Genomic DNA, 24,009 nt, shown 5'->3' on the forward strand with positions numbered 1-24,009 from the left:
GATTATTCTACCATCGCTTCATCCATTCCTTCCGATACCAGGCGACAAAAGAAGGGATACCGACGGCCAACGGTGTCGTAGGAGCGAAGCCGAGGTCGCGGCTGATATCTTCGATATCGGCAAACGTCTGATAAACGTCGCCGTCCTGCATCGGCAGCAGGTTGATCTGGGCCTTGCGACCACAGGCTTTCTCGATTGCCGCAATCAGGTCGGTCAGTTGCTCGGGGCGATTGTTGCCGATGTTGTATAGCCGGTGGGGTGTCGCGAAACCTCCGGGTTTTTCCTGGCCATCGTCTTCGGGAGGGTGATCGAGCGCCAGAATCACGCCGTTTACGATATCGTCGATAAAGGTGAAATCGCGGAGCATGTCGCCGTGATTGTAAACGCCGATGGGATGACCACGCAGCACCGCTTCGGTGAACTTCCACACAGCCATATCGGGGCGCCCCCATGGCCCATATACGGTAAAGAAGCGCAGGCCCGTCTGCGGTATCCGGAACAGGTGCGCATAGGTTTCACTCATCAGTTCATCGGCGCGCTTGGTCGCCGCATAAAGCGAAATCGGTGTGTCGGCGCGATCGGCAACCCGAAAAGGGGTGTCGGCGCGCATCCCGTAAACCGATGACGAGGAGGCGTACACCAGATGCGCAACAGCCCGGTGCCGAGCAAGTTCCAGGATATTCAGATGTCCCGAAATATTCGAGTGGATATAGGCCGAAGGATTATCGAGCGAATAGCGTACGCCGGGTTGGGCGCCCAAGTGCACGATTCGATCAATCGTCGCGCCGGAAAGCGCGTGCGAGAGCGCGTTGGCGTCGCCAAAATCCACATTTATGAAAGAAAACGACTTACCATTGAGCGCCTCGAGACGTGCAACCCTCGCGCGCTTGAGGTCGAGCGAATAATATGGCGTGAAATTATCGATTCCGATCACGCGCTCGCCACGATCGAGCAACGCCGCGGCGACATGCATTCCAATGAAACCGGCCGCGCCAGTTATAAGCGTAGTCAAATTTCGTCTCCATATATTGCGCCATCTCTTCGCCAGCGTCTGTCAAGATCAGGCCGTCGCTGCGGCTTGTAGCGAGGCAATGGTAAATTCACCGGCAACACACGCAAGAGCGTTACCGTTGGCCATTCTGGAAGGCGTAACCGTCAGCAATATGGTGGGAGACGGAACGGGCCGCGCTTCAGCCCGGTCACGCTGTCAACTGAAAGTGGTGAGCCCTGCTGGGTTCGAACCAGCGACCTACTGATTAAAAGTCAGTTGCTCTACCGACTGAGCTAAGGGCCCATCGCGGCGCCGCCGAAGCGGGCTTGCGAAGTGAGGTGTCGCCCTAGTGCGCCGATGCGGTCCGGTCAACCGGCTTTGGACGCGCGAGGCGCGCGGCGAGTTGGCGGACGCTGCGACCATGCAGCGGATGCTGCCATTCAGGGACGATCGCACGCAGCGGGCCGAGCACGAACGCACGCTCTTCGATGGCGGGATGCGGGATGGTCAGTGTGCCGTCGGACCAGGCGCCGCCCGACCAGAGCAGGATATCGAGGTCGAGCGTCCGTGCACTCCAGCGCTGACCGGTGCGGCGGCCGAAGCTCGCCTCGATCGCTTGCAACCGTGCGAGCATTTCGGGAGGGCTGAGCAGCGAGGCGACGAGCGCGACGGCGTTCGCGTAGCGGCGGCGCGACGGGCCGAGCGGATCGCTCGCGATGATCGGGCTGGCGTCGACCGCCTCGATATCGGCGCTCTCCAGCGCCGCCAGCGCGGCGAGCAGCACCGCGCGCGGGTCGCCGAACCGCGCATGTCGCCGATTCGATCCGAGCCCGATGGCATAGAGGGGAAGCGGCATTGCGTTGCTCATGGCGCAGCGCCTATCGCAGATGCGTGGAAATTGACAGCCCATTGCCCGGAACCGAGCCGCCGCGTGACTGCCCGCGCTGTCCGCGCCTCGTTGCATTGCGGCGCGAATGCCAAGTTGAGCACCCCGATTGGTGGAACGCGCCGGTCCATGCATTCGGCGATCCCGACGCCTGGCTCGCTTTTGCGGGACTCGCGCCGGGCAAGCATGGCGCGAACCGGACCGGCCGGCCTTTCACGGGCGATTATGCGGGCGATCTGCTGTTTGCGACGCTCGCCGAATTCGGTCTCAGCAAGGGCTGCTACGATGCGCGCATCGACGACGGGCTGACGCTCGACGGCGCGATTATCGTCAACAGCGTCAAATGTCTGCCGCCCCAGAACAAACCCACGCCCGCCGAAATCGCGAACTGTCGCCCGTTCTTCGAAACGCAGCTGGCAGCGTTGCCGAAAATCCGCGTGATCATCGCGTTAGGGCGGATCGCGCATGACGCCACGCTAAGGGCGGCGGGCGCCCGCCTCGCGGGTTCCCCCTTCGGCCATGGCGCAGTGCATATGCTGCCCGATGGACGGCATCTGATCGATAGCTACCACTGCTCGCGCTACAACACGAACACCGGGCGGCTCACGCCCGAAATGTTCGCCGATGTCTTCCGGACCGCGCTGGCGCTCCGCGATCAGACCAGCGGGCCGAATTCCTCGACCAGCCCGCGGTAAAGGACGCGCTTGAACGGGACGATCAGTTTCTCGATCTCGTTCAGCTCCGCCCATTTCCACGCGCGGAATTCCTGATGCTTGGTGTGGATGTTGACGTCGCCGTCGTCACCCATGAAGCGCATCAGGAACCAGTGCTGGCGCTGGCCGCGATACTTGCCGCCCCACATCTTGCCGATCAGATGGTCGGGCAGGTCATAGAAATATTCCTCGCGGCTGCGCGCGATGATTTCGACCAGCCCGCCGTGGACGCCGGTTTCCTCACCGAGTTCGCGGATCGCCGCTTCTTCGGCATCTTCGCCGTCATCGATCCCGCCCTGCGGCATCTGCCACGCCTCGCTCGACGTATCGAGCCGCTGGCCGACGAAGACGCGGCCGTCGCGATTGGCGAGCATGACGCCCGCGCAGGGGCGGTAGGGGAGGGAGCTATGATCGATCATGCCGCCCCGGTAGCTTCGGCGACGATCGCTTTCAATACGGTCAATGCCCCGCGAATATCTTCTTTGGCGCTCGGAATGCCTTGGGCGAGGTTGATATAACCGTGGATCGTGCCCGCCGCCTCGCGATAGGTGGTGGGCACCCCGGCCTCGATCAGCTTCGCCGCATAGGCGCGGCCTTGGTCACGCAGCGGGTCGAGCCCTGCGGTGATGAGCAGCGTCGGGGGCAGGCCCGCGGCCGGAAAATCGAGCGGCGAGGCGCGATAGTCGGCGGGGTCGGCGGCGTAGTGATTGCCGAACCAGGTCATGCTGCCCTGCGTCAGCAGATGGCCTTCGCCAAAATCGCGATAGCTCTGCCAATCGTCGTGCGTGGTGACCGCGGGATAGATGGGGTGGATCGCGATCACCGGCTTCGAAGCGGGCTTGTCGCGCAGCGTGAGCGCGGTAGCGATCGTCAGATTCCCCCCGGCGCTTTCACCCGACAGCACAAGTCCGGTGCAGGGGATGTTGTCGGCGACCCAGCGCGTCGCGGCCTCGCAATCGATCGGCGCGGCGGGGAAGGGATGCTCGGGCGCGAGGCGATAATCGACCGCGATCACGGGCATGTCGAGCAGCCGCGCCGCTTCGGCGCAATAAGCGTCATGCGTGTCGAGATCGCCGATCACCCAGCCGCCGCCATGATAAAAGACCATCACCGGTCCGGTTTCGCGGTCCGGGCGGTTGTCGTAGATGCGGATGGCGATCTCGCCGGCGGGGCCGGGGATGGTGCGATTCTCGACCTTGGCAATCTCGCCGCGCGGCACGTCGGCGAGCTGGCCCATCACGCGGAACATCTCGCGCGCGCCCTCGGGCGGCATCTCTTCCATTTTCGGCCCTTGCTGCGCGTTCAGGAAGGCGAGGAAAACCGCCACGTCGGGGCGCGTATATGGGGTGGTGCCGTCGGTCATCTGCGTCTCTCCCTGATCGCTGTTTTCACCATGCTATTCGGGATCGGCGGGGCAAATTCAATCCCGAAATGAAACTCACCTGCGCTTCACGCTTTGCAGGGTACAATTTTTTCTCAATTGCGGCTTGGCGCGCACCGGCCTAGGCCGATGTCACAGGTTCGCAAGATTTGAGGCAGAAGAGATAATGGCGACAGCGGTAGTGGACCAGGCCGACAAACGGCAGTCCCCCCTTTCGGATGCGGTAGTTGTACGATTTGCCGGGGACAGTGGCGACGGTATGCAGTTGACCGGCGGTCAATTCACCTTGTCCTCCGCGCTCGCGGGCAACGACTTTGCGACCTTCCCCGATTTCCCCGCCGAAATCCGCGCGCCGCAGGGCACGCTGTTCGGCGTGTCGGCGTTCCAGATCAATTTCGGATCGTCGGCGATCGACACCGCGGGCGACGCGCCCGACGTGCTTGTCGCGATGAACCCCGCCGCGCTCAAGACCAACGTGCCGCAATTGAAGCAGGGCGGCCTGATCATCGCCGACGAGGGTGAGTTCAACGACCGCAACCTCGCCAAGGCGAAATATGAAGCGAACCCGCTCGACGATGGCAGCCTCGCGAAGTGGCAGTTGCTCAAGCTCAACATCAGCCAGCTGACGATGGATGCCGTCAAGCCGTTCGGACTCGGCAACAAGGAAGCCTTGCGCTGCAAGAATATGTGGACGCTGGGGCTCGCGCTCTGGATGTTCGACCGCGACCGTCAGCCGCTCATCGACTGGCTCAACGCGAAATTCGCTAAGGCGCCCGATCTCGCCGCCGCGAACGTCGCCGCGCTTAACGCGGGCCATGCTTATGGCGAGACCGCCGAACTTGCGGGCCCGCTAAAGCAGCATCATGTCGATCCCGCCCCCGTCGCGCCCGGCCTGTACCGCACGCTGACCGGCGCCGAGGGTATCGCGCTCGGCCTCGTCGCGGGGGCGCAGCTTGCCAAGCTGCCGATGTTCTTCGGCGGCTATCCGATCACGCCGGCGTCGGCGATCCTGCATCATTTGTCGCGGCTCAAGGAATATGACGTCACGACCTTCCAGGCCGAGGACGAAATCGCCGCGATCTGCTCGGCGATCGGCGCGAGCTATGGCGGTTCGCTGGGCGTCACCAGCTCGTCGGGCCCCGGCATTGCGCTGAAGGGCGAGGCGATGGGGCTTGCGATTATGACCGAGCTGCCGCTCGTCATCGTCAATTCGCAGCGCGGCGGCCCCTCGACCGGCCTTCCGACCAAGACCGAGCAGTCGGATCTGTATCAGGCGGTTTACGGCCGCAACGGCGATGCGCCGATGCCCGTTGTGGCGGCCCGCTCGCCCGGCGATGCGTTCGAATGCGCGATCGAGGCGGTGCGCATCGCGGTGCAATATATGACCCCGGTGATGCTGCTGACCGACGGCTATATCGCGAACGCCGCCGAGCCTTGGGCGGTGCCCGACCTCACCACCTATGAGGCTTTCCCGGTCGAATTCCTCACCGAAGTGCCCGAGGGCGGGTTCAAGCCCTATGGCCGCGATGAAAATCTCAAGCGTCCGTGGGTGAAGCCGGGTACGCCGGGCCTGCTCCACCGGATCGGCGGGATCGAGAAGGAACTTGACACCGGGCACATCAACTATGCGCCCGAAAACCATCAGGCGATGACCGATATCCGCAAGGACAAGATCGACGGCATCAAGGTTCCCGACCAGGTCGTCGAACTCGGTGCCGAGGGCGGCAAGCTCGCGGTCGTCGGCTGGGGCTCGACCTTCGGCCCGATTCATCAGGCGGTGCGCCGCAAGCGCGCCGAAGGCCTCGACGTCAGCCACGTCCATATCCGGCACATCTGGCCGCTGCCCGCCAATCTCGGCGAATTGCTGAAAAGCTATGACAAGGTGATCGTCCCCGAGATGAACACCGGCCAGCTCAAGACCGTGCTGCGCGACCAGTATCTGGTCGATGCGAAGCCGGTGAACAAGGTGTCGGGCCAGCCCTTCACCATCGCCGAAATCGAAGCCGCCATCGAAGGAGCGCTCGCATGAACGAGATGACCACTATCGCGCGGACGACGACGCTCAAGGATTGGGAAACCGATCAGGAAGTCCGCTGGTGCCCCGGGTGCGGCGACTATGCGATCCTGAAAGCCGTGCAGCGCACGATGCCCGAAATCGGCACGACGCCCGAAAACACCGTGTTCGTCAGCGGTATCGGCTGCTCGTCGCGTTTCCCCTATTATATGGAAACCTATGGTTTCCACACGATCCACGGCCGCGCGCCGGCGTTCGCGACGGGGCTGAAGCTTGCCAACCCGGATCTCGACATCTGGATCGTCACCGGCGACGGCGACGGGCTGTCGATCGGCGGCAATCACACGATGCACCTGATCCGCCGCAACCTCGACTGCCAGATCATGCTGTTCAACAACGAGATCTATGGCCTTACAAAAGGGCAATATTCTCCGACCAGCCGCGTCGGCACGACCAGCCCGTCGACGCCCTATGGTTCGGTCGACCGCCCGGCGCAGCCCGCGGCCTTCGCGCTCGGCGCCGGCGCGCGCTTCGTCGCGCGCGGCTTCGACGTCTCGAAGGAATTGCCGAACGTGCTGAAGGCGGCACACGCCCACAAGGGCGCGGCCTTTATCGAGATTTTCCAGAACTGTATCGTCTATAATAAAGACGTGTTCGAAGATTTCGCCGCGCCGAAGGGCGCCGAGGACCGTCAGCTCTGGCTCAAGAATGGCGAACCGATGGTCTATGCCAAGGGCACCAAGGGCATCGCGCTCGACGCCGAGGCGCTGCACCTCAAGACCGTTGATGTCGTCGACGGCGACTGGCAGGCCGCGGGGGTGATCGTCCACGACGTCACCAATCGCAGCGTCGCGCACATGCTCGTCGAAATGCGCTTTGGCGAGTTCCCGATGGCGCTCGGCGTCCTCTACGACGACCCGCGCCCGACCTTCGAGGCCGATGTCGTCCGCCAGAACAAGGCGGCGGCCGAGGGCAAGACGGCCGACCTCCAAAGCCTGCTCAAGAAAGGGCAGACCTGGACAGTGACCGAGGGCGGACCCGAACTCTGATCTCGCCGCGGCACCGCGTGTCGGATCTATAGCTCGGGATGGACAATCTCACCCACAGCCTTGTCGGCGCGGTTCTGGGCCAGATGGGGCTCAAGAAGAAAACCGGCCTCGCGATGCCGACGTTGATCATCGCGGCGAACCTGCCCGATATCGACGCGACCTGCGCGATCTATGGTATCGAATCGCTGTCGATGCGGCGCGGGATCACCCACGGGCCGATCGCGCTGCTGCTACTGCCGTTCATCCTATGGGGGCTTATGCTGGCCTTCGACCGCTGGCAGGGTCGGCGCGGAAAACGGCCGGCCGAACGGTTCCCGGTCCATAAAGGCTGGTTGCTCGCGCTCGCCTATGTCGGCTGCTTCAGCCATCCGGCGCTCGACTGGCTCAACAATTACGGCATCCGCCTGCTCGAGCCATTCAGCCATCGCTGGTTCTACGGCGACAGCATCTTCATCGTCGACCTGTGGATATGGATCGCGCTTGCCGTGTCGGTCTGGTTGTCGCTGCGCGGCGAACGGCGCGGGGCGGCGAACTGGCGGCGCCCGGCGTGGATCGGCTTCACCGCCGTGTGCGCCTATATCTTCGTTAACGGCGTCATCACCGGCGCCGCCGAGCGCATGGCTTCGCGCGCGCTCGATGCGGGCGGTCAGAAGGATGCGCTCGTCGTTGCGAGCCCGCCGCCGCTCGCCTTCTGGAAACGCGACATCTTCTGGCGGACCGCCGACCGCTACGGCACCGCAAGCTTCGTTCCGGGCGCCGGCGGCGAAGTCGATCTGACCGGCGCGCCGACCGGAATGGACGATCCGCGCCTCGCGACCTGGGTCAAGGCCGATCCCGCGGCGCGCGCTTTCCTGTTCTGGTCGCGGATGCCCGTCGTGCAAAGCGATGGCGATGCGATCCTGCTCCGCGACCAGCGTTTCATGCACCCGCTCGCGCAGGACCGGTTCCAGGTTCGCCTGACCGCGCCCGACACCGCCAGCCATCCCGAATGAGCGCGCCCGCGTGACGTCATGGCGCCGCGTGTTTCAACCGATTGTCAGCGCGATGCGTTTGAGGCAGGAAGGTGACAATGAACACGCATGTCAGCCCGCGCCGCGGTAAGGAACTGCTCCGCGCCGACCGAGCTTATCGCTCGGGCGGCGGCATGGCGCGGCTGATCGCGTTGGCGCCCGCGAGCCTCTTTCACCGCATGCTCGACCGGATCGATGCGGGGCTCGCGCAGGGAACGATCGAGAGCCATCTACCCGACGGCAGCGTGCGCCTGCTCGGCGGACGCGGCAAGGGGCCGGTTGCGGTCGTTCATCTCCACAGCTGGGCCGCGCTCGCGCGGCTGGCGCTGTCGGGTTCGGTGGGCTGGTATCGGGCGTGGGAAGCCGGCGAATGGTCGTCGCCCGATCCGGTGCCTTTGTTCGACCTGTTCATGCGCAACGGCGAAGCGCTGGGCAATGTCGGCCGCGCGCATGGTCCGTGGCGCTGGCTCAACAAGGCGATCCATGCGCTCCGTCGCAACGACCGCCGCGGCGCAAAGCGCAATATCCACGCCCACTATGATTTGGGCAATGATTTCTATCGCTTGTGGCTCGATCCGAGCATGAATTATTCGAGCGCGCTGTTCACCGATCCCGGCCAGTCGCTCGAAGAGGCGCAGGCGGCCAAGGTCGATGCGATCCTCGACCGGCTCAATTTGCGGTCGGGAAGCCGGCTGCTCGAGATCGGTTGCGGGTGGGGGGCGCTCGCCGAGCGTGCGGTCGAACGCCACGACGTGCTCTACACAGGTATCACCTTGTCGCCCGCGCAGGCCGAAATCGCCGACGCGCGGCTCGCCGCGGTCGATCTGTCGGATCGCTCGCGCATCGAAATCTGCGATTACCGCGACGCGCAAGGGCCTTATGACGCGATCGCCAGCGTCGAGATGGTCGAAGCGGTGGGCGAGGCCTATTGGCCCGCCTATCTCGACGCGATCGCGCGGCTGCTGCGCCCCGGAGGCAAGGCGGCGATCCAATATATATTGATCAACGACGCACTGTTCGAACGCTATGCTGCGAGCAGCGATTTCATCCAGGCCTATATCTTCCCGGGGGGCTGCCTGATTTCGGAAAGCCGCTTTCGTGCGCTGGCCGAGGCGCGCGGCCTCGTGTGGCGCGACGTGCGGCGGTTCGGCGGCGACTATGCCGAAACGCTGCGCCAATGGCGCGAGCGGTTCGATGCGGCGGTTGCGGCCGATCAGCTTCCGCCGGGGTTCGACGCGCGCTTCGTCCGGCTCTGGCGCTATTATCTGCAATATTGCGAGGGGGGCTTTCGCGGCGGCGGTATCGACGTCGCGCAAGTCACGCTCGAAAAGACAGCCTGAAAACAGGGGAGAGGCATACATGCGAAGATTTTTGGCGGCGGTGCTGCTGTGCACTGCGGCGGCGGGGTGCAGTGCGCCCGCACCCACCGAGACCATCGATAAACTGCCAAAGGATCTGAATGTGCTGTTCTGGACCCAGGATCAACGCGACGCCGCCTTCCGCACGATGGAGACGGTGCCCAAGGTCGTCGTCAACACAGTGAAGGCGGGCGGGCCCGTCTATCCGCTGCCGCAGGGCAAACCGATCGACCTCGGCGATATCGATGCCCATATGGCGAAACAGCGCAATGCGGGGCTGATCATCGTTCAGGACGGCAAGATCCGGCTCGAAAAATATGCGCTCGGCTATGGCGCCGCGGGCCGCTGGACGAGCTTTTCGGTCGCCAAGAGCTTCACCTCGACGCTTGTCGGCGCCGCAGTGAAGGACGGCTATATCAAGAGCCTCGACGACAAGGTGACCGTCTATATCCCCGGCCTCAAGGGCTCGGCCTATGACGATGTCTCGGTGAAGCAGCTGCTGACGATGACCTCGGGCGTCAAATGGAACGAGGACTATACCGATCCCAAGTCCGACGTCGCGCTGTTCAATCTGCAAAAGCCCGTCGCCGGCGAGGACATAACGGTCAGCTATATGAAGACCTTGCCACGCGAAGCGCCCGCGGGTTCGAAGTGGGTGTACAAGACCGGCGAGACCAATTTGATCGGCGTCCTCGTCTCGAGCGCGACGGGCAAGACGCTGTCGGCCTATCTGTCCGAAAAGGTCTGGAAGCCGTTCGGCATGGAACAGGATGCGGTGTGGATGCTCGGCGCGACGGGGCACGAAATCAGCGGCTGCTGCATGTCGGCGAGCCTCAAGGATTATGCGCGCTTCGGGCAGTTCATCCTGAACGGCGGGGTCGCGGGCGGGAAGAAAGTGCTGCCCGACGACTGGTTGCCATCCGCAACGACGAAGCAGGCGGGCATCGACCTGCCAGGCCGCGGCTATGGCTATCAGTGGTGGACCAACGACGATGGCAGCTTCGCGGCGCAGGGCATCTTCGGGCAGGGCATCTTCATCGATCCGAAACGCAAGCTGGTGATCGCGTCGAACGGCAACTGGCCGACCGCGACCGATCCCGAGGGCGTCGGCGCGGCGCGCGAGGCGTTCTACAAGAGCGTGCAGGCGGCTGTGGACAACGAAGCCGCACGGGCGGGTGCTCGATGAACGGAGATGCTCTGAGCCGCGTAGCCCCCCAAGTTGAAGCGAACATTCAACCCGGCCGAACGCATCGGGGATGATTGAAGCCGGCTTCTGGGGGCTTGTCAGCGGATCGGCACTGATCCTGGGCGCTCTGATTGCCTATTTTTTTACGCTGCCCCAGCGGTTGATCGCCGGAATCATGGCGCTTGGGGCTGGCGTTCTGATTTCCGCTGTGGCGTTTGACCTGGTCGATGAAGCATCGCAGCAAGGCGGGATCGGGGCGACCGCTGCGGGGTTCATCGGTGGCACGCTGATGTACACCATCGCCAACATCGTCGTCGCGCGGCAGGGCGCGCGACATCGCAAACGGTCGGGTTGGAACCAAAGGGAAAGCCAGCCCCATGCCGACAGCGGCGGCGGCATGGCAATTGCGGTCGGCGCCCTGCTCGACGGCATACCGGAATCGATCGTCATCGGGGCCAGTCTTATCGAGGGCGGGGCGGTGAGTACCGTCACCGTCGCGGCGGTCTTTCTATCCAACGTGCCCGAAGGCCTGTCGAGCGCCGCCGGGATGAAGAGGGCGGGACGCGGGCCAGCCTATATCTTCGGGGTGTGGACCTGTATCGCCTTGGCCTCGGGGCTGGCGGCGATGCTCGGCAACGTCGCGCTGGCGGAGGCCGCGCCGGAGACGCTTGCGGCCGTGATGGCGGTCGCGGCAGGCGCGATTCTTGCCATGCTGGTCGATACGATGATCCCCGAAGCCACCGAGGAAACCCACGACTATAGCGGTCTGATCGCCGCCATAGGTTTCCTGTCGGCATTCATGCTGAGCAAGTGGGGCGGATGACGGGTATCCGCCTCGCGGCTATGAGAGCCCCCCGCGAAGGCCGGAGACGAGTGTCTTTTATTCGGTGACGATACTCGCCGCGCGCTGGGCCAGCCACACCGCCACAAGCGGGACAGCGACGCCCAGCGCCATGATCCACCATGCGTCGGCGAGCGTCACGGCGCGATACAGCGCCGCGCCGATCACCGCGCCGGCAACGACCCAGCCCGCACCGGTTCCGGCCGAAATGCGCATTGCGAACCAGCTACCGCCAAAGGTGCCGATGAACCAGCCGACGATCAGCGCGATCGTCGATCCGATCGGGATCAGGACTTCGCCGCTGTCGGGATCATAGACGTCGGGCGAAATCTCGCTGCCGGCATATTGGGCGAGCCAGATCAGCCCGAATGCGACAACGATGCCGATCACCGCGGCAATCGCCGTTCGCAAAATATCCTTGGTCATTCCCGCGCCCTCGCAAACCCTCTTATCCGAGCGTCTTAGCGCAGGAAAACGAAGATGGCGTTAAGCTTTTTCCATAACCTTGGGCAGCGCGTGGAAGGCGGTGCTGTCGAAACCTTCGACCATCAGCGCAGCGACATATTCGCCGACCGCGGCGGGGTCCTTGATGCTCTGCGGGTCCTCGCCGGGATAGGCGCGCGCACGCATTTGGGTGCGCGTGCCGCCGGGATCGAGGATCGCGGTGCGCACGGTCGAGATATTGCGCATTTCGGCGCCATAGCTGGTGACAAGCGTCTCGAACGCCGCCTTCGACGCGGCATAGGCGCCCCAATAGGCGCGCGGTTCGCGCGCGACACCGCTCGACAGCGCGATCAGCCGGCCGTTCGCGGCGCGGCGCAGCAGCGGGTCGAAATTGGCGATCAGCGCCTGCTGCGCGATCAGGTTCAGCGTCAGCAGCTTGTTGAATTCCTTGCCGTCGATTGCGGCAACGGGGGTCAGCGTACCGAGCATCGCGGCGTTGAGCACGAGCATGTCGAGCTGCGGCCAGCGTTCGGCGATCGCGCTCGCGAGGCGCGCGATGCTGTCGCCGTCGGTGAGGTCGAGCGGCGCGATCGTCGCGCTGCCGCCGGCTTCGTGGATGCGGTCTTCGAGTTCCTCGAGCCCGCCCGCGGTGCGCGCGGTGATCACGACATGCGCGCCGCGCGCGGCGAGCGATTCGGCGATCGCTTCGCCGATGCCGCGGCTCGCCCCGGTGACGAGCGCGACCTGGCCCGCCAATTCTTTAGACGTCACAGTCATTGTGTCAGACAACCCGTTCGGCAAGAAGCGAAAATTGATCTTCCAGTCCATGCTCGTCGAAATCGGTGAGCGTGGTCGGATAGTCGCCGGTGAAGCAGGCGTCGCAATATTTCGGCGCGTCGTCGCTGCGCTTCGCTTCGCCGAGCGCGCGATAGAGGCCGTCGATCGAAATGAAGGACAGGCTGTCGGCGTTGATGAAGTTCGCCATCTGGCCGACGCTCATCTGTGCGGCGAGCAATTTGGCGCGTTCGGGGGTGTCGACGCCATAGAAGCAGCTGTGCTGCGTCGGCGGGCTCGCGATGCGCATATGCACCTCGGTCGCACCGGCATCGCGCATCATCTGCACGATCTTGAGGCTGGTGGTGCCGCGCACGATCGAATCGTCGATCAGCACGATGCGCTTGCCCGCGATCAGTGCGCGATTGGCGTTGTGCTTCAATTTTACGCCGAGATGGCGGACCTTGTCGCCCGGCTGGATGAAGGTGCGCCCGACATAGTGCGAGCGGATGATGCCGAGTTCGAACGGAATGCCCGATTCCTGCGCATAACCGATCGCCGCGGGCGTGCCCGAATCGGGGACCGGGATCACCAGGTCGGCTTCGACCGGATTCTCGCGCGCCAGTTCGGCGCCGATCGCCTTGCGCACCGAATAGACGCTCGTCCCGTCGACGATCGAATCGGGGCGCGAGAAATAGACATATTCGAAGATGCACGGGCGCGCCGGATGGTCGGCGAAGGGGCGGTGCGAGGTCAGCTGGCCATCACGAATCGTGACAAGCTCTCCGGGCTCGACCGAGCGCACGAATTCGGCGCCGACGACATCGAGCGCCACGGTTTCCGACGCGAGGATATGCGCATCGCCGAGCTTGCCGATCACGAGCGGACGGATGCCGAGCGGATCGCGGCAGCCGATCATGCCCTCGGCGGTCAGGCAGATCAGCGAATAGGCGCCCTCGACCTGCTTCAGCGCGTCGATGAAGCGGTCGAGCAGCGAACGGTAATTGGAGGTCGCGACGAGGTGGATGATCACCTCGGTATCGCTGGTCGACTGGAAGATCGAACCGCGGCGTACCAATACCTTGCGCAGCGCAGCGGCGTTCGAGATATTGCCGTTGTGCGCGACTGCAAAGCCGCCGGTCGCGAGGTCGGCGAACAAAGGCTGGACGTTGCGCAGCGCGGTCTCGCCCGTCGTCGAGTAGCGGACATGGCCGACCGACGATCCGCCTTGCAGCTGGCGCATGATGTCGTCGCGGTCGAAATTGCCCGCGACATGGCCCATCGCGCGGTGGGTGTGGAACTCCTTGCCGTCGAAGGCAGTAATGCCCGCGGCTTCCTGTCCACGGTGCTGCAGGGCGTGAAGCCCCAGCGCGACAACCGCGGCGGCGCTATCGGCGCCATGAATACCAAATACGCCGCACTCCTCGCGGAGCTTGTCGTCGTCGAAAGGATGGGTCGTCAGCATGTCATTCCAGGGGCAGGGGGGCAGTGACTGCGGCGCATATAGGGACGGCAATCGCAAATGTCGCCCCCCTAATCACGGATTTGTCATATGCGCCGCGACGGACGGGGTGACAGCGGCTCCTATCCTGCTCTAAAGCGCGGTTTATGGATGATCAGCGCGACACGACCGACCGATTTCTTCCCCGTTTCGACGCCGCCGGACTGGTGACGGCGATCGTCGTCGACGCCGACAGCCATATATTGCTGATGGTCGCGCATATGAACGCCGAGGCGATCGAGCGGACTCGCGCGACGGGGCAGGCGCATTTTTGGTCGCGGTCGCGACAAGCGTTGTGGCGCAAGGGCGAGACGTCGGGCAACGGCCTGGCGGTCGTGGAGATGCGCGTCGATTGCGACCAGGACGCGCTGCTGCTCCGCGTGAAGCCCGCGGGGCCCGCATGTCACACAGGGCGCCGCTCCTGCTTCTATCGCCGTGTCGAGGCCGACGGCAGCCTGACCTTCCTGGCGGACGATGCGCAGGGCTGATGTCGCCGCACTTGCGGTTCTGATGCTCGCGGCATGCGGACGACCCGCGCCGGGCGAACATGCGAAGGGGATCGACACCGGCAACCCGCTCGAAGTGACCGCCCGCCAACGCGGCGTCGTGCATCCTGAGGGCGCAAGCCCTGTTGGCGTGTTCGAGCGCGCGCACGATCTCGGCCGCGATGCGATGTGCGTCGTTCCCGATGGCGCCGGGAAATGGCGCTTTGCCGTCACCGCCGCCTTCGGTCCCGGCCTCTCGTGCGCCGCTCACGGAACGATGGTTCGTGAGGGTCGCGGCTGGCGGATGCGCTTCGCCGGGGCCGATGGCTGCGAAGCCTTTGTGCACGAAGAAGAGGATGAGCTCCGCTTGCCCGGAAAGCTGCCGCCGCAGTGCCGCCGCCTGTGCCCCGGCCGCGCCTCGCTCGCGGGGCTCAGCCTGCCGCGCGCGAGCTGGTCGGCGGCCGACGCGGGGGGCTTGCGGATCGCCGATCGAGACGGCAATATGCAGCGTCCGTGCGGGGGCTGAACCGCCCCGAAATGACCCGCTCTGCCGGGCTTGACGTTCACGTCAACGGAAACTAGTTTCACCGGCATGACCGAACAATATGGCCACGCCCATATCGATACGCCCGATCATCTTGGGCGCGAACAATTCAGCATCACCGACTTGTCGACCGAGTTCGGGGTCACCGCCCGCGCGCTGCGTTTCTATGAGGACGAAGGGTTGATCAGCCCGTCGCGCAAGGGATTGTCGCGTATCTATTCGAAACGCGACCGCGCGCGCCTCGCGTGGATTCTCCGCGCCAAGCGCACGGGTTTCAGCCTTGCCGACATTCGCGAGATGATCGACCTCTACGACGTCGGCGACGGCCGCAAGCTGCAGCGTCAGGTCACGATCGAGAAATGCGAACAGCGCATCGGCCTGTTGCAACGCCAGCGCGACGATATTGACAGCGCTGTAGATGAGCTGTCACGCTTCATCGATACGGTGAAAAAAGTCGACGCCGGCCAGAAGGTCGACTGAGCCTCTCCCCAGGCAAGTTCACTGCTAACCTGCTTTTCAGAAGGATATCCCATGCCCGTCTATCGCGCGCCCGTGCAAGACACGCTGTTCCTCCTCAACGACGTGCTCGGGATCGAGCGCTATGCCAACCTGCCCGGCTTCGCCAACGCCACCCCCGATATGGTCGAGGCGGTGCTGACCGAGGCCGGAAAGTTCTGCGAGGAAGTGCTGTTCCCGATCAACCAGTCGGGCGATCTCGAAGGCTGCACGCGCCACGACGATGGTTCGGTGACGACGCCGAAGGGCTTCAAGGAAGCGTATAAGGCTTATTCCGAAGCCGGCTGGGGTCTGCTGACCGCGCCCGAGGAATTCGGCGGGCAGGGGCTGCCGCACGTCATCGGTTTCCCGGTCGAGGAATATCGCAACGCCGCCAACCAGGCCTTCGCCATGTATCCGGGGCTAACGCAGGGCGCGACCGCCGCGATCCTCGTCAAGGGCTCGGACGAGCAGAAGGCGACCTATGTCCCCAAGATGATCGCGGGCGATTGGGGCGGGACGATGAACCTGACCGAGCCGCACTGCGGCACCGACCTTGGCCTCATTCGTACGCGCGCGGTGCCGAACGGCGATGGCAGCTATGCGGTGACCGGCACCAAGATCTTCATCTCGTCGGGCGAGCATGACCTGACCGACAATATCATCCACCTCGTGCTGGCAAAGACCCCCGACGCGCCCGACAGCGTCAAGGGCATCTCGCTGTTCATCGTCCCCAAGTTCATCGTGGGCGACGACGGCTCGCTGGGTGAGCGCAACACGCTCTCGTGCGGGTCGATCGAGCATAAGATGGGCATCCACGCCAATTCGACCTGCGTGATGAACTATGACGGCGCGAAGGGCTGGATGGTCGGCGAGGAGAATAAGGGCCTCGCCGCGATGTTCGTGATGATGAACGCCGCGCGCCTCGGCGTCGGCATCCAGGGGCTCGGTCAGGCCGACGTCGCCTATCAAAACGCGGTCCAGTACGCGCAGGACCGCCGTCAGGGCCGCGCCCTCACTGGCCCCAAGGATCCGCAGGAAAAGGCCGATCCATTGTTCGTCCACCCCGACGTGCGCCGTATGCTGATGGATGGCAAGGCGACGGTCGAGGGGCTGCGCGCTCTCTGCACCTGGGGCGCGCTGCAGGTCGATCTCGCGCATGTCGCCGAGAGCGAGGAAGAGCGCCAGCGCGCCGACGATCTCGTCAGCCTGCTGACGCCGGTGATCAAGGGCTTCGGCACCGACAAGGGCTATGAAGTCGCGACCAACGCGCAGCAGGTCTTCGGCGGCCACGGCTATATCGAAGAGCAGGGCATGAGCCAGTATGTCCGCGATGCCCGCATCACAATGATCTACGAAGGCGCGAATGGCGTGCAGGCGATGGACCTTGTCGGCCGCAAGCTCGCACAGAATGGCGGCCGCGCGATCCAGGCATTTTTCGCGATCGTCGACGAGGAATGCGGCAGCGCCAAGGGCAATGAAGCGCTCGCCGATTTCGCGACGCGCCTCGAAAAAGCGAATGGCGAACTCAAGGCCGCGACGATGTGGTTTATGGCTAACGGCATGGCGAACCCGAACAACGTCGGCGCCGGCGCGCATCACTATATGCACATTCTCGGGATCGTCGCGCTGGGCTCGATGTGGCTGAGGATGGCCGAAGCGGCGCACAAGGCGCTCGCCGAAGGCCGCGGCAACAAGGCGTTCCTTGAGGCCAAGCTCGTCACCGCGCGCTATTTCGCCGAACGCTTCCTGCCCGACGCGGGATCGCTTCGCCGCAAGATCGAGGCGGGCAGCGACGCGATGATGGCGCTGGCGCCCGAACAGTTCGTCGCAGCCTGACTAAAGGGTCCGTACTCAACTACAGTGCCGTCGAGGCGCCCAAATGGCGAACAGATCGGACCGAAAGACGCGCAGGGAAGGCTGGTTGTCTTTCCAAGCGGCTTTCGGGCCGAGATGGAAGCCATTTGGACGTCCCGAAGGGATTTGATCAAAATGGCCCATCGCTTCGTCGAGAAGTCTGGAAATATCGACATATTTCTGCGCCTTCTCTCCTCGCACTGAGCCATTTTGCTTCAAACCTCGACGGCGCTGTAGTTGAGTACGGACCCTAACCCTTGCAACCATCGCCGTCATCATGCGTGGTGGCGGCGATGGGGACCGAGCTATCACCGATCGTCGTCGAAGGGCGCAATTGCTGGCGCATCGAACGCGCCGACAAGGCGCGGATGATCGTCGATGCGGCGGACTATTATGCGCTGCTCGAAGGGCTGATGGCCGACGCGAAAGAGCGCATCCTGCTCATCGGCTGGGATTTCGACCCGCGCATCGCCTTGAAGCCCGACAAGACGGGCAAGGGTGAGCCGCTCGGCGACTATATGTTGCGGCTCGCAAAGGAAAAACCCGAGCGCGACATCGACATATTGCGCTGGAATTTCGGCGGGCTCAAACAGTTCGCAATGCCGCGAATCCTGTCGATGGTCGCGCGCTGGAAACTGACGCGCGCGATCAGCTTTCGTCTCGATAGCGCGCATCCGGTCGGGTGCAGCCATCATCAGAAGGTCGCGGTGTTTGACGATCATCTCGCGGTGTGCGGCGGCATCGACGTCGGCGCGCGCCGCTGGGACACGCGCGATCACAAGGATGGCGACGCGCACCGCACCGCGCCCGACGGCAAAGCCTATATGCCCTGGCATGATTTGACGATGATCCTCGCGGGGCCGGTCGGCAATGCGCTCGCCGACCTTGGCAACGAGCGCTGGCAGCGCGCAACGAAAAAGCCGCTGCGCGATCTGAAGGGCAAGGGCGAGAATTGGCCCGACGACCTCGAACCCGATTTCGAAGGCGTCGACGTCGCCATCTCGCGCACGCGCGCCGAATATGAGGATAGCGGGGAAATCCGCGAGATCGAGCAACTCTATCTCGACATGATCGCCGCAGCCGACCGCTTCATCTATTTCGAAAATCAATATTTCACCTGCGGCAAGATCGCCGCCGCCATCGCAGCGCGGCTGAACGAGGATGATCCGCCCGAATTCGTGATGGTGATGCCAAAGACCGCCGACGGCTGGCTCGAACAGATGGCGATGGACGCCGCGCGGGTGCAACTGGTGCGCGAGATTGCGAAGGCGAAGCATGGCGACCGCCTGAAAGTCTATTATCCGCGCACCAGCCGCGGCGAGCCGATCTATGTCCACGCCAAGACCGCGATCGTCGACGACCGCATGATCCGCGTTGGCTCGGCGAATATGAACAACCGATCGATGGGGCTCGACAGCGAATGCGATGTGACGATCGACGCCGCGCTGCCCGCGAACGAAGGCGTCGAACCCGCGATCGCGCGCTTGCGCTCGTCGCTGATCGCCGAACATCTCGACGTGGGGGAAGAAGATGTCGCGGCCGCGTTCCAGCGCACCGGATCGCTGATCGACACGATCGAGGCGCTGCGCGGCAAGGGGCGGTCGCTCGAACTGCTCGATCTCGTGCCCCCGGGGCCGTTCGACGAATTCATTGCCGAGAATGAGGTCCTCGACCCGACCAGCCCCGACGCGATGTTCGAAAGCCTGACCGAACGCGGCCTCAGGAAAAGCTGGCACCGCGGCCGCAACTGGATGAAGCGTCACCGGCCCTTCGGGCGCAAGAGTTAAACCTTCTCCCTTGATGGGAGAAGGATACGCAGCCTTATCGCAAAGCGGTTAGGCGAAGTTGGATGAGAGTGATGGTGCGTTACGACCATCATTCCGAGCCGCAACGGCACCCCCACCGCTGCGACTAGCCAGCAAGCTGGCTAGTCTCGCTGCCTCCCCCATCGAGGGGGAGGGAAATTCAGTCCGCCAGCGAAAGGATGTGCTTCGCCTGCTTGAGGTGCGGCGCGTCGACCATCTTGCCGTCGACCTGCAACACGCCGACCCCGGGATTGGCGGCGAAGGCATCGACGATCGCCTGCGCGCGTGCAGTTTCTTCCGCCGACGGTGTGAAGGCGGCGTTGATCGCCTCGACCTGCGACGGGTGGATTGCCATCATCCCGGTAAAGCCGTCGCGCCGTGCGCGCGCCGCATAGGCAGAAAGTCCCGCCTCGTCCTTGATCGCCGGGAACACCGTGTCAATCGCCGCGGCGCCTGCTGCATGCGCCGCGAACAGCGTCAGCGCGCGCGCCACCTCATAGGGCGAGGTATAGCTGCCATCGGCCTCGCGGCTCGTCGTCGCGCCAATCGCGGCGGGCAGATCCTCGGCGCCCCAGGTCAGCCCGAGCAGGCGGTCTTTCGCCTCACGATAGCTGCCGAGCGTGAAGATCGCCGCGGGTGTTTCGGTCGCGATCGGCAGGATCGGCGGCAGCGACGCATCGCGCGCGGCTTCGCTGCGCAGGATCGTATCGAGCTGCGCGATGCTCGGCGCGCCTTCGGCTTTGGGCAGCATGATCGCGTCGGGCCCGGCGGCAAGGATCGCGGCGACGTCGGCGGCGGTCAGATGGCCGTCGAGCGGATTGACGCGCACCAGCGTCACGACTTCGCGCGTTCCCGCCAGATAATCGGCGATCGCGTGGCGTGCCGCATCCTTGTTCGCGAGCGACACCGAATCCTCAAGGTCGAGGATGATCGCATCGGCGCCCGATGCCGCGGCCTTGGCGAAACGCTCGGGGCGGTCACCGGGGACGAAGAGCAGAGAACGTAGTCGCATTAGCTGGCCTTCCGCTGGACAAGGGCAGAACGCTCGCACTGGCAGACAAGTTCATCGCGCTGGTTGATCGCGCGGTGGAGGAAGGTCACGATCCCTGCATTGGGCCGCGATTTCGATTCCTTGAGGCCGATGATTTCGCTCTCGGCGCGCAATGTGTCGCCGATGAACACCGGCTTGGGCATCACCAGCTTGTCGTAGCCGAGGTTCGCGACGAGCGTCCCGAGCGTCGTATCGCCGACCGACAGCCCGACCATCAGGCTGAAGGTGAAGGTGCCATTGACGAGGATCTGGCCGAACTCCGACGCCTTCGCCGCCTCTATGTCGAGGTGCAGCGGCTGCGGATTATGCGTCATCACGGTGAAAAGCAGATTGTCGGTTTCGGTCACCGTGCGGCGGATGTCGTGGGTCAGCGTATCGCCGATGGCCCATTCGTCGAAATATTTGCCGGCCATTATGCGTCTTCCTTTTCGATCCGCACCAGCAGCGCCTCGACCTGAACCTGCGCGCCCGCGGCCGCGTTGAGTTCGGCCACGACGCCGTCGAACGGGGCGGTCAGGCTGTGCTCCATCTTCATCGCTTCGAGCGTCAGCAGCTTCTGGCCCTTGGTCACCTTGTCGCCTGCCGCGACCTCGACCGCAATGACCTTGCCGGGCATCGGCGAGAGGATCGCGCCGTCACCCGCGCCGCTGCCCGCGCTGGCTTCGGCACGCCAGGGCGTCAGCTGCCATACCGAACCGCTCTCGGCAACGAGCATCGCGGGCGACGGCTCCTCGGCACCGGGGCCATGCAGTTCGACCTCGACGCGCTTGCCGTCGAGCAGGAAGGGCGCCGAGCGCACATCGGGGGCGTTGAGACGGAAACCCGATTGCAGCGAGCGCGGCACCATCGCCATCGCGGCGTTTGTCAGCGCCTGCGCGGTCGGCACCGGCTCTTCGGTCATCGCATCGCCGTCGCGGCCGATCAGTCCGGTGTCGACGGTGCCCGCGACGAAATCGGGATGATCGAGCGCATTGATCAGGAACGCCGAATTGGTCTTCACCGGCCAGATCGCGCTGTCCTCCAGCATCTCCGACAACAATTCGCGCGCTTCCTCGCGGTCCTCGCCCCAGGCGATGACCTTGGCGATCATCGGGTCGTAGAAGGGCGAAACTTCGGCGCCCTCGTAAACGCCGGTGTCGACGCGGCCGATATGCTCGGGGAGCTGGAAGAGTTCGAGCGTGCCGATCGAGGGCAGGAAGCCCTTCGCCGGATCCTCGGCATAAAGCCGCGCCTCCATCGCCCAGCCGTTGATCGCAAGCTCGTCCTGCGCGAGCGGGATCGGTTCGCCCGATGCGACGCGCAGCTGCCATTCGACCAGGTCGACGCCGGTGATTTCCTCGGTCACCGGATGCTCGACCTGCAATCGCGTGTTCATTTCCATGAACCAGATGCGGTCGGCGCGGAGGCCCTCCGACGCGTCGGCGATGAACTCGATCGTCCCCGCGCCGACATAATCGACCGCCTTCGCCGCGCGCACCGCTGCGGCGCAGAGGTCGGCGCGCGTCGCTTCGTCCATGCCGGGGGCAGGGGCTTCCTCGATCACTTTCTGGTGGCGGCGCTGCAGCGAGCAGTCGCGCTCGAACAGATGGACGACATTGCCGTGCGTGTCGCCGAACACCTGCACCTCGATATGGCGCGGGGTCAGGATATATTTCTCGATCAGCACATGATCGTTGCCGAACGATGCCGCGGCCTCGCGCTGGCACGAGGCGAGCGCGTCGAGGAAATCCGCTGCAGCATCAACCTTGCGCATCCCCTTGCCACCGCCGCCCGCGACCGCCTTGATCAGCACCGGATAGCCGATCCCCGCCGCTTGTTCGGCAAGGAAGGCGGGGTCCTGATTCTCACCCATATAGCCGGGGGTCACCGGGACGCCCGCGTCGGCCATAAGCTTCTTGGCGGCGTCCTTGAGGCCCATTGCCGTGATCGACGACGGCTTCGGACCGACCCACACGAGCCCCGCATCGGCCACCGCCTGCGCAAACTCGGCATTCTCGGAAAGGAAGCCATACCCCGGGTGGATCGCCTCGGCGCCCGTCGCCTTGGCCGCAGCGATGATCTTCTCGCCGATCAGATAGCTCTCACGCGCTGGCGACGGCCCGATATGCACCGCCTCATCGGCCTCGCGCACATGCAGCGCCCTCGCGTCGGCATCCGAATAGACCGCAACGGTGCGAATGCCCATATCGCGCGCGGTGCGGATGATGCGGCAGGCGATTTCGCCGCGATTGGCGATAAGCAGGGACTGGATCATAGGGTTCCGTTCACTTCGAAATGCAAGACATGCGCTTCCTTCTCGATCAGGAAGTCATCGTCGAAATCATAATATTTGGCAGCATCGACCGGCGTGCCGGCAAAGCCCTCGATCACGTCGAGATTGTCCCAGAAGGTCAGCATCTCGAAATGGACGACATCACCCTCGGCGCGCCGGAGGCACCAGGCGCCGCGATTGCCCGCGACCGACCGATAGTCGGGAATGGCGACGTCGAGCATCAGCTTGAGATAGGCATCAGCCTTGTCCTTGGGGACGATCCCGTGCCAGCGCCGCGCGATCATGGGTGCGCCTCCGGAAAGCCGTGACGAACGTGCAGCGCGTGCAGCAGCCGTTTGAAGTCGCCCACAAAGTGCGTGCCCTGATGCTCACCGTCGGCGAGCTCACCCGGCGCATCGTCGGCGAGCACCAGCACCGGCAGATTCTGGTTCGCCGCACCGATCGCCGCGATGACCGCATTGCGCGGGCGCGGAAAGGCAATGCGGATCACCTCGAGCGTCGCGGCCTGCTCGGGAAAATTTGCCAGCAACCCATCGATGGTAATGCAGTCGCGGCAATAGAAATTCCGCCCGGGCAATGCGGGGTCTTCGAACAGCGGATCGAGAAGATAAAGACGGTCGTTCATGGTCACACCACCAACATGATCGCGTTGCCGAAATTGTGCACCGCGACGGGAAGAAGCAGGCTGCCGGTGCGTTCGCGCAACCAGACCGCCAGAAAGGATGGAATGGCGGTGAGCGCCATCGTGATGGCGTCGAACTGAAACCCGTCGCCGGCGGAATAGCTCAAGGCATGCGCCATACCGAACAAGGCGCACGACAGCACCGCGCCCCAGCCCCAATCGATGCCAAGCAGTCTGATCCGGCCACGGAACGCTTCGTTCAGCGCCAAAAGAAGTATGCCGCGATAGAAGGGTTCTTCCTCCAACCCGGGCATGGTGAGCTGGAACGCCATCGTTTCGCCTGAGGCGGGCTCGTTCGGAAACGACAAGGCGAGGGCCAGAAAGAAAAGGCAATAGAGCAGCGCGACCGGCATCGCCGAACGCAGCGAGCCGGCGTTCTGCCTGAGCGTCAATCCCGAACGCCGCCAGCCGAACGCCGGATGCGATGCGATCGCCAGCGTCGCCGCCAGCGCCAGCAGCTTGCCCTGCCAGTTCCAGTCGCTCGCGCCGAACAGGTCGGGCAGCGCGCCGTAGAAATTGGTCAGCAGCGCGTCGTTGATCACGACCAGCCCCGCCGCGACAAACAGCCAGCGCGGTGAAAATCCACTGCGATCGGACAGCCCCAGCACAAAGCCCGCCGTCACCAGCATCGCCACGACGGCGAGTATGAAAAGGATCGGATCGGGCATCG

General features: G+C 64.2%; 25 protein-coding genes and 1 tRNA gene. 12 read left to right on the plus strand and 14 right to left on the minus strand.

What is annotated here, in order from left to right; genetic code table 11:
• Positions 1 to 7 precede the first annotated feature (7 nt).
• The 3 genes from FG91_RS11700 to folK form a co-directional block, all read right to left on the minus strand.
• Positions 8 to 1,012, minus strand: a complete 1,005-nt coding sequence (locus FG91_RS11700; RefSeq protein WP_037515111.1) for an NAD-dependent epimerase/dehydratase family protein — start codon at positions 1,010 to 1,012, stop codon at positions 8 to 10.
• Between the two features lie 206 nt (positions 1,013 to 1,218).
• Positions 1,219 to 1,294: transfer RNA gene (locus FG91_RS11705), tRNA-Lys, on the minus strand.
• A 43-nt stretch (positions 1,295 to 1,337) separates the two neighbouring features.
• Entirely contained in the window at positions 1,338 to 1,859 is a 522-nt protein-coding gene (gene folK, locus FG91_RS11710) for a 2-amino-4-hydroxy-6-hydroxymethyldihydropteridine diphosphokinase (protein WP_152568098.1), read from the minus strand.
• Positions 1,860 to 1,882: 23 nt separating this feature from the next.
• On the opposite strand from folK, the gene FG91_RS11715 reads away from it, so the two are divergent.
• Positions 1,883 to 2,572, plus strand: coding sequence for a uracil-DNA glycosylase (locus FG91_RS11715; protein ID WP_037515114.1), 690 nt, complete (start codon positions 1,883 to 1,885; stop codon positions 2,570 to 2,572).
• Here the strand turns inward: FG91_RS11715 and FG91_RS11720 are convergent.
• Both FG91_RS11720 and FG91_RS11725 read right to left on the minus strand, forming a co-directional pair.
• Positions 2,533 to 3,009: an RNA pyrophosphohydrolase gene (locus tag FG91_RS11720; RefSeq protein WP_037515115.1), complete on the minus strand. Its 477-nt coding sequence runs from the start codon at positions 3,007 to 3,009 to the stop codon at positions 2,533 to 2,535. The genes FG91_RS11715 and FG91_RS11720 overlap by 40 nt on opposite strands.
• Positions 3,006 to 3,953 (minus strand): alpha/beta hydrolase, encoded by a 948-nt coding sequence (locus FG91_RS11725; protein ID WP_037515116.1) that lies wholly within the window; start codon positions 3,951 to 3,953, stop codon positions 3,006 to 3,008. The genes FG91_RS11720 and FG91_RS11725 overlap by 4 nt, the downstream gene beginning before the upstream one ends.
• Positions 3,954 to 4,137: 184 nt before the next feature.
• Here FG91_RS11725 and FG91_RS11730 point away from each other — a divergent pair, with 184 nt between their 5' ends.
• The 6 genes from FG91_RS11730 (at position 4,138) to FG91_RS11755 (ending at position 11,411) form a co-directional block, all read left to right on the plus strand.
• Positions 4,138 to 6,000, plus strand: coding sequence for a 2-oxoacid:acceptor oxidoreductase subunit alpha (locus FG91_RS11730; RefSeq protein WP_037515118.1), 1,863 nt, complete (start codon positions 4,138 to 4,140; stop codon positions 5,998 to 6,000).
• Complete coding sequence (locus tag FG91_RS11735; protein WP_037515120.1) at positions 5,997 to 7,034, plus strand: 2-oxoacid:ferredoxin oxidoreductase subunit beta; 1,038 nt, start codon at positions 5,997 to 5,999, stop codon at positions 7,032 to 7,034. The genes FG91_RS11730 and FG91_RS11735 overlap by 4 nt, the downstream gene beginning before the upstream one ends.
• A gap of 38 nt (positions 7,035 to 7,072) precedes the next feature.
• On the plus strand, positions 7,073 to 8,026 hold the full coding sequence (locus tag FG91_RS11740) for a metal-dependent hydrolase (protein WP_037515121.1): 954 nt from the start codon (positions 7,073 to 7,075) through the stop codon (positions 8,024 to 8,026).
• A gap of 77 nt (positions 8,027 to 8,103) precedes the next feature.
• Positions 8,104 to 9,384: an SAM-dependent methyltransferase gene (locus tag FG91_RS11745; protein WP_037515123.1), complete on the plus strand. Its 1,281-nt coding sequence runs from the start codon at positions 8,104 to 8,106 to the stop codon at positions 9,382 to 9,384.
• A 19-nt stretch (positions 9,385 to 9,403) separates the two neighbouring features.
• Positions 9,404 to 10,588 carry a serine hydrolase domain-containing protein gene (locus FG91_RS11750; RefSeq protein WP_037515124.1) on the plus strand — a complete coding sequence of 395 codons (1,185 nt, stop codon included), beginning with the start codon at positions 9,404 to 9,406 and terminating at the stop codon, positions 10,586 to 10,588.
• Between the two features lie 70 nt (positions 10,589 to 10,658).
• Positions 10,659 to 11,411: a ZIP family metal transporter gene (locus FG91_RS11755; RefSeq protein WP_037515125.1), complete on the plus strand. Its 753-nt coding sequence runs from the start codon at positions 10,659 to 10,661 to the stop codon at positions 11,409 to 11,411.
• Positions 11,412 to 11,468: 57 nt separating this feature from the next.
• Here the strand turns inward: FG91_RS11755 and FG91_RS11760 are convergent, their stop codons facing one another.
• The 3 genes from FG91_RS11760 to purF are packed head-to-tail and all read right to left on the minus strand — an operon-like array spanning position 11,469 to position 14,112.
• Positions 11,469 to 11,855 (minus strand): hypothetical protein, encoded by a 387-nt coding sequence (locus FG91_RS11760; protein ID WP_037515127.1) that lies wholly within the window; start codon positions 11,853 to 11,855, stop codon positions 11,469 to 11,471.
• Between the two features lie 60 nt (positions 11,856 to 11,915).
• Positions 11,916 to 12,650, minus strand: a complete 735-nt coding sequence (locus FG91_RS11765; RefSeq protein ID WP_037515130.1) for an SDR family NAD(P)-dependent oxidoreductase — start codon at positions 12,648 to 12,650, stop codon at positions 11,916 to 11,918.
• A 4-nt stretch (positions 12,651 to 12,654) separates the two neighbouring features.
• Entirely contained in the window at positions 12,655 to 14,112 is a 1,458-nt protein-coding gene (gene purF / locus FG91_RS11770) for an amidophosphoribosyltransferase (RefSeq protein ID WP_037515132.1), read from the minus strand.
• A 143-nt stretch (positions 14,113 to 14,255) separates the two neighbouring features.
• Here purF and hisI point away from each other — a divergent pair, with 143 nt between their 5' ends.
• The 5 genes from hisI to FG91_RS11795 all read left to right on the plus strand — a co-directional run bounded on the left by hisI (position 14,256) and on the right by FG91_RS11795 (position 19,316).
• Positions 14,256 to 14,636, plus strand: coding sequence for a phosphoribosyl-AMP cyclohydrolase (hisI, locus tag FG91_RS11775; RefSeq protein WP_037515134.1), 381 nt, complete (start codon positions 14,256 to 14,258; stop codon positions 14,634 to 14,636).
• Positions 14,623 to 15,159, plus strand: a complete 537-nt coding sequence (locus FG91_RS11780; RefSeq protein ID WP_037515135.1) for a hypothetical protein — start codon at positions 14,623 to 14,625, stop codon at positions 15,157 to 15,159. The genes hisI and FG91_RS11780 overlap by 14 nt, the downstream gene beginning before the upstream one ends.
• A 66-nt stretch (positions 15,160 to 15,225) precedes the next feature.
• Positions 15,226 to 15,657, plus strand: a complete 432-nt coding sequence (locus FG91_RS11785; protein ID WP_037515136.1) for a MerR family transcriptional regulator — start codon at positions 15,226 to 15,228, stop codon at positions 15,655 to 15,657.
• A 51-nt stretch (positions 15,658 to 15,708) separates the two neighbouring features.
• A complete protein-coding gene (locus tag FG91_RS11790; protein ID WP_037515137.1) occupies positions 15,709 to 17,511 on the plus strand; it encodes an acyl-CoA dehydrogenase C-terminal domain-containing protein in 1,803 nt (600 codons plus the stop codon).
• Positions 17,512 to 17,822: 311 nt separating this feature from the next.
• Complete coding sequence (locus FG91_RS11795) at positions 17,823 to 19,316, plus strand: phospholipase D-like domain-containing protein (protein WP_037515138.1); 1,494 nt, start codon at positions 17,823 to 17,825, stop codon at positions 19,314 to 19,316.
• Positions 19,317 to 19,494: 178 nt separating this feature from the next.
• On the opposite strand, the gene FG91_RS11800 is transcribed toward FG91_RS11795, so the two are convergent.
• Genes FG91_RS11800 through FG91_RS11825 form a run of 6 tightly spaced genes read right to left on the minus strand, consistent with a single transcriptional unit; the run spans position 19,495 to position 24,007 of the window.
• Positions 19,495 to 20,346 carry an HpcH/HpaI aldolase/citrate lyase family protein gene (locus FG91_RS11800; protein ID WP_037515139.1) on the minus strand — a complete coding sequence of 284 codons (852 nt, stop codon included), beginning with the start codon at positions 20,344 to 20,346 and terminating at the stop codon, positions 19,495 to 19,497.
• Positions 20,346 to 20,798: a MaoC family dehydratase gene (locus FG91_RS11805; RefSeq protein WP_037515140.1), complete on the minus strand. Its 453-nt coding sequence runs from the start codon at positions 20,796 to 20,798 to the stop codon at positions 20,346 to 20,348. Before FG91_RS11805 ends, FG91_RS11800 begins: the two co-directional genes overlap by 1 nt.
• Entirely contained in the window at positions 20,798 to 22,639 is a 1,842-nt protein-coding gene (locus tag FG91_RS11810; RefSeq protein WP_037515141.1) for an acetyl/propionyl/methylcrotonyl-CoA carboxylase subunit alpha, read from the minus strand. Before FG91_RS11810 ends, FG91_RS11805 begins: the two co-directional genes overlap by 1 nt.
• Positions 22,636 to 22,941 (minus strand): hypothetical protein, encoded by a 306-nt coding sequence (locus tag FG91_RS11815; protein ID WP_037515142.1) that lies wholly within the window; start codon positions 22,939 to 22,941, stop codon positions 22,636 to 22,638. The genes FG91_RS11810 and FG91_RS11815 overlap by 4 nt, the downstream gene beginning before the upstream one ends.
• Positions 22,938 to 23,282: a DUF3088 domain-containing protein gene (locus FG91_RS11820; RefSeq protein WP_037515143.1), complete on the minus strand. Its 345-nt coding sequence runs from the start codon at positions 23,280 to 23,282 to the stop codon at positions 22,938 to 22,940. The genes FG91_RS11815 and FG91_RS11820 overlap by 4 nt, the downstream gene beginning before the upstream one ends.
• Positions 23,283 to 23,284: 2 nt before the next feature.
• Positions 23,285 to 24,007, minus strand: a complete 723-nt coding sequence (locus tag FG91_RS11825) for a CPBP family intramembrane glutamic endopeptidase, BDIM_20840 family (protein ID WP_037515145.1) — start codon at positions 24,005 to 24,007, stop codon at positions 23,285 to 23,287.
• Positions 24,008 to 24,009: the final 2 nt, after the last annotated feature.

Origin of the sequence: Sphingopyxis sp. LC81 (assembly GCF_000756375.1) — a bacterium.
Lineage (GTDB): Bacteria > Pseudomonadota > Alphaproteobacteria > Sphingomonadales > Sphingomonadaceae > Sphingopyxis.

What these genes read in the sequence shown, in the direction of transcription:
- folK (WP_152568098.1), bottom strand. Translation starts at nt 1,859, where the DNA reads ATGAGCAACGCAATGCCGCTTCCCCTCTATGCCATCGGGCTCGGATCG.
- FG91_RS11720 (WP_037515115.1), bottom strand. Translation starts at nt 3,009, where the DNA reads ATGATCGATCATAGCTCCCTCCCCTACCGCCCCTGCGCGGGCGTCATG.
- FG91_RS11725 (WP_037515116.1), bottom strand. Translation starts at nt 3,953, where the DNA reads ATGACCGACGGCACCACCCCATATACGCGCCCCGACGTGGCGGTTTTC.
- FG91_RS11730 (WP_037515118.1), top strand. Translation starts at nt 4,138, where the DNA reads ATGGCGACAGCGGTAGTGGACCAGGCCGACAAACGGCAGTCCCCCCTT.
- FG91_RS11735 (WP_037515120.1), top strand. Translation starts at nt 5,997, where the DNA reads ATGAACGAGATGACCACTATCGCGCGGACGACGACGCTCAAGGATTGG.
- FG91_RS11740 (WP_037515121.1), top strand. Translation starts at nt 7,073, where the DNA reads ATGGACAATCTCACCCACAGCCTTGTCGGCGCGGTTCTGGGCCAGATG.
- FG91_RS11745 (WP_037515123.1), top strand. Translation starts at nt 8,104, where the DNA reads ATGAACACGCATGTCAGCCCGCGCCGCGGTAAGGAACTGCTCCGCGCC.
- FG91_RS11750 (WP_037515124.1), top strand. Translation starts at nt 9,404, where the DNA reads ATGCGAAGATTTTTGGCGGCGGTGCTGCTGTGCACTGCGGCGGCGGGG.
- FG91_RS11755 (WP_037515125.1), top strand. Translation starts at nt 10,659, where the DNA reads ATGATTGAAGCCGGCTTCTGGGGGCTTGTCAGCGGATCGGCACTGATC.
- FG91_RS11760 (WP_037515127.1), bottom strand. Translation starts at nt 11,855, where the DNA reads ATGACCAAGGATATTTTGCGAACGGCGATTGCCGCGGTGATCGGCATC.
- FG91_RS11765 (WP_037515130.1), bottom strand. Translation starts at nt 12,650, where the DNA reads ATGACTGTGACGTCTAAAGAATTGGCGGGCCAGGTCGCGCTCGTCACC.
- purF (WP_037515132.1), bottom strand. Translation starts at nt 14,112, where the DNA reads ATGCTGACGACCCATCCTTTCGACGACGACAAGCTCCGCGAGGAGTGC.
- hisI (WP_037515134.1), top strand. Translation starts at nt 14,256, where the DNA reads ATGGATGATCAGCGCGACACGACCGACCGATTTCTTCCCCGTTTCGAC.
- FG91_RS11780 (WP_037515135.1), top strand. Translation starts at nt 14,623, where the DNA reads ATGCGCAGGGCTGATGTCGCCGCACTTGCGGTTCTGATGCTCGCGGCA.
- FG91_RS11785 (WP_037515136.1), top strand. Translation starts at nt 15,226, where the DNA reads ATGACCGAACAATATGGCCACGCCCATATCGATACGCCCGATCATCTT.
- FG91_RS11790 (WP_037515137.1), top strand. Translation starts at nt 15,709, where the DNA reads ATGCCCGTCTATCGCGCGCCCGTGCAAGACACGCTGTTCCTCCTCAAC.
- FG91_RS11795 (WP_037515138.1), top strand. Translation starts at nt 17,823, where the DNA reads ATGGGGACCGAGCTATCACCGATCGTCGTCGAAGGGCGCAATTGCTGG.
- FG91_RS11800 (WP_037515139.1), bottom strand. Translation starts at nt 20,346, where the DNA reads ATGCGACTACGTTCTCTGCTCTTCGTCCCCGGTGACCGCCCCGAGCGT.
- FG91_RS11805 (WP_037515140.1), bottom strand. Translation starts at nt 20,798, where the DNA reads ATGGCCGGCAAATATTTCGACGAATGGGCCATCGGCGATACGCTGACC.
- FG91_RS11810 (WP_037515141.1), bottom strand. Translation starts at nt 22,639, where the DNA reads ATGATCCAGTCCCTGCTTATCGCCAATCGCGGCGAAATCGCCTGCCGC.
- FG91_RS11815 (WP_037515142.1), bottom strand. Translation starts at nt 22,941, where the DNA reads ATGATCGCGCGGCGCTGGCACGGGATCGTCCCCAAGGACAAGGCTGAT.
- FG91_RS11820 (WP_037515143.1), bottom strand. Translation starts at nt 23,282, where the DNA reads ATGAACGACCGTCTTTATCTTCTCGATCCGCTGTTCGAAGACCCCGCA.
- FG91_RS11825 (WP_037515145.1), bottom strand. Translation starts at nt 24,007, where the DNA reads ATGCCCGATCCGATCCTTTTCATACTCGCCGTCGTGGCGATGCTGGTG.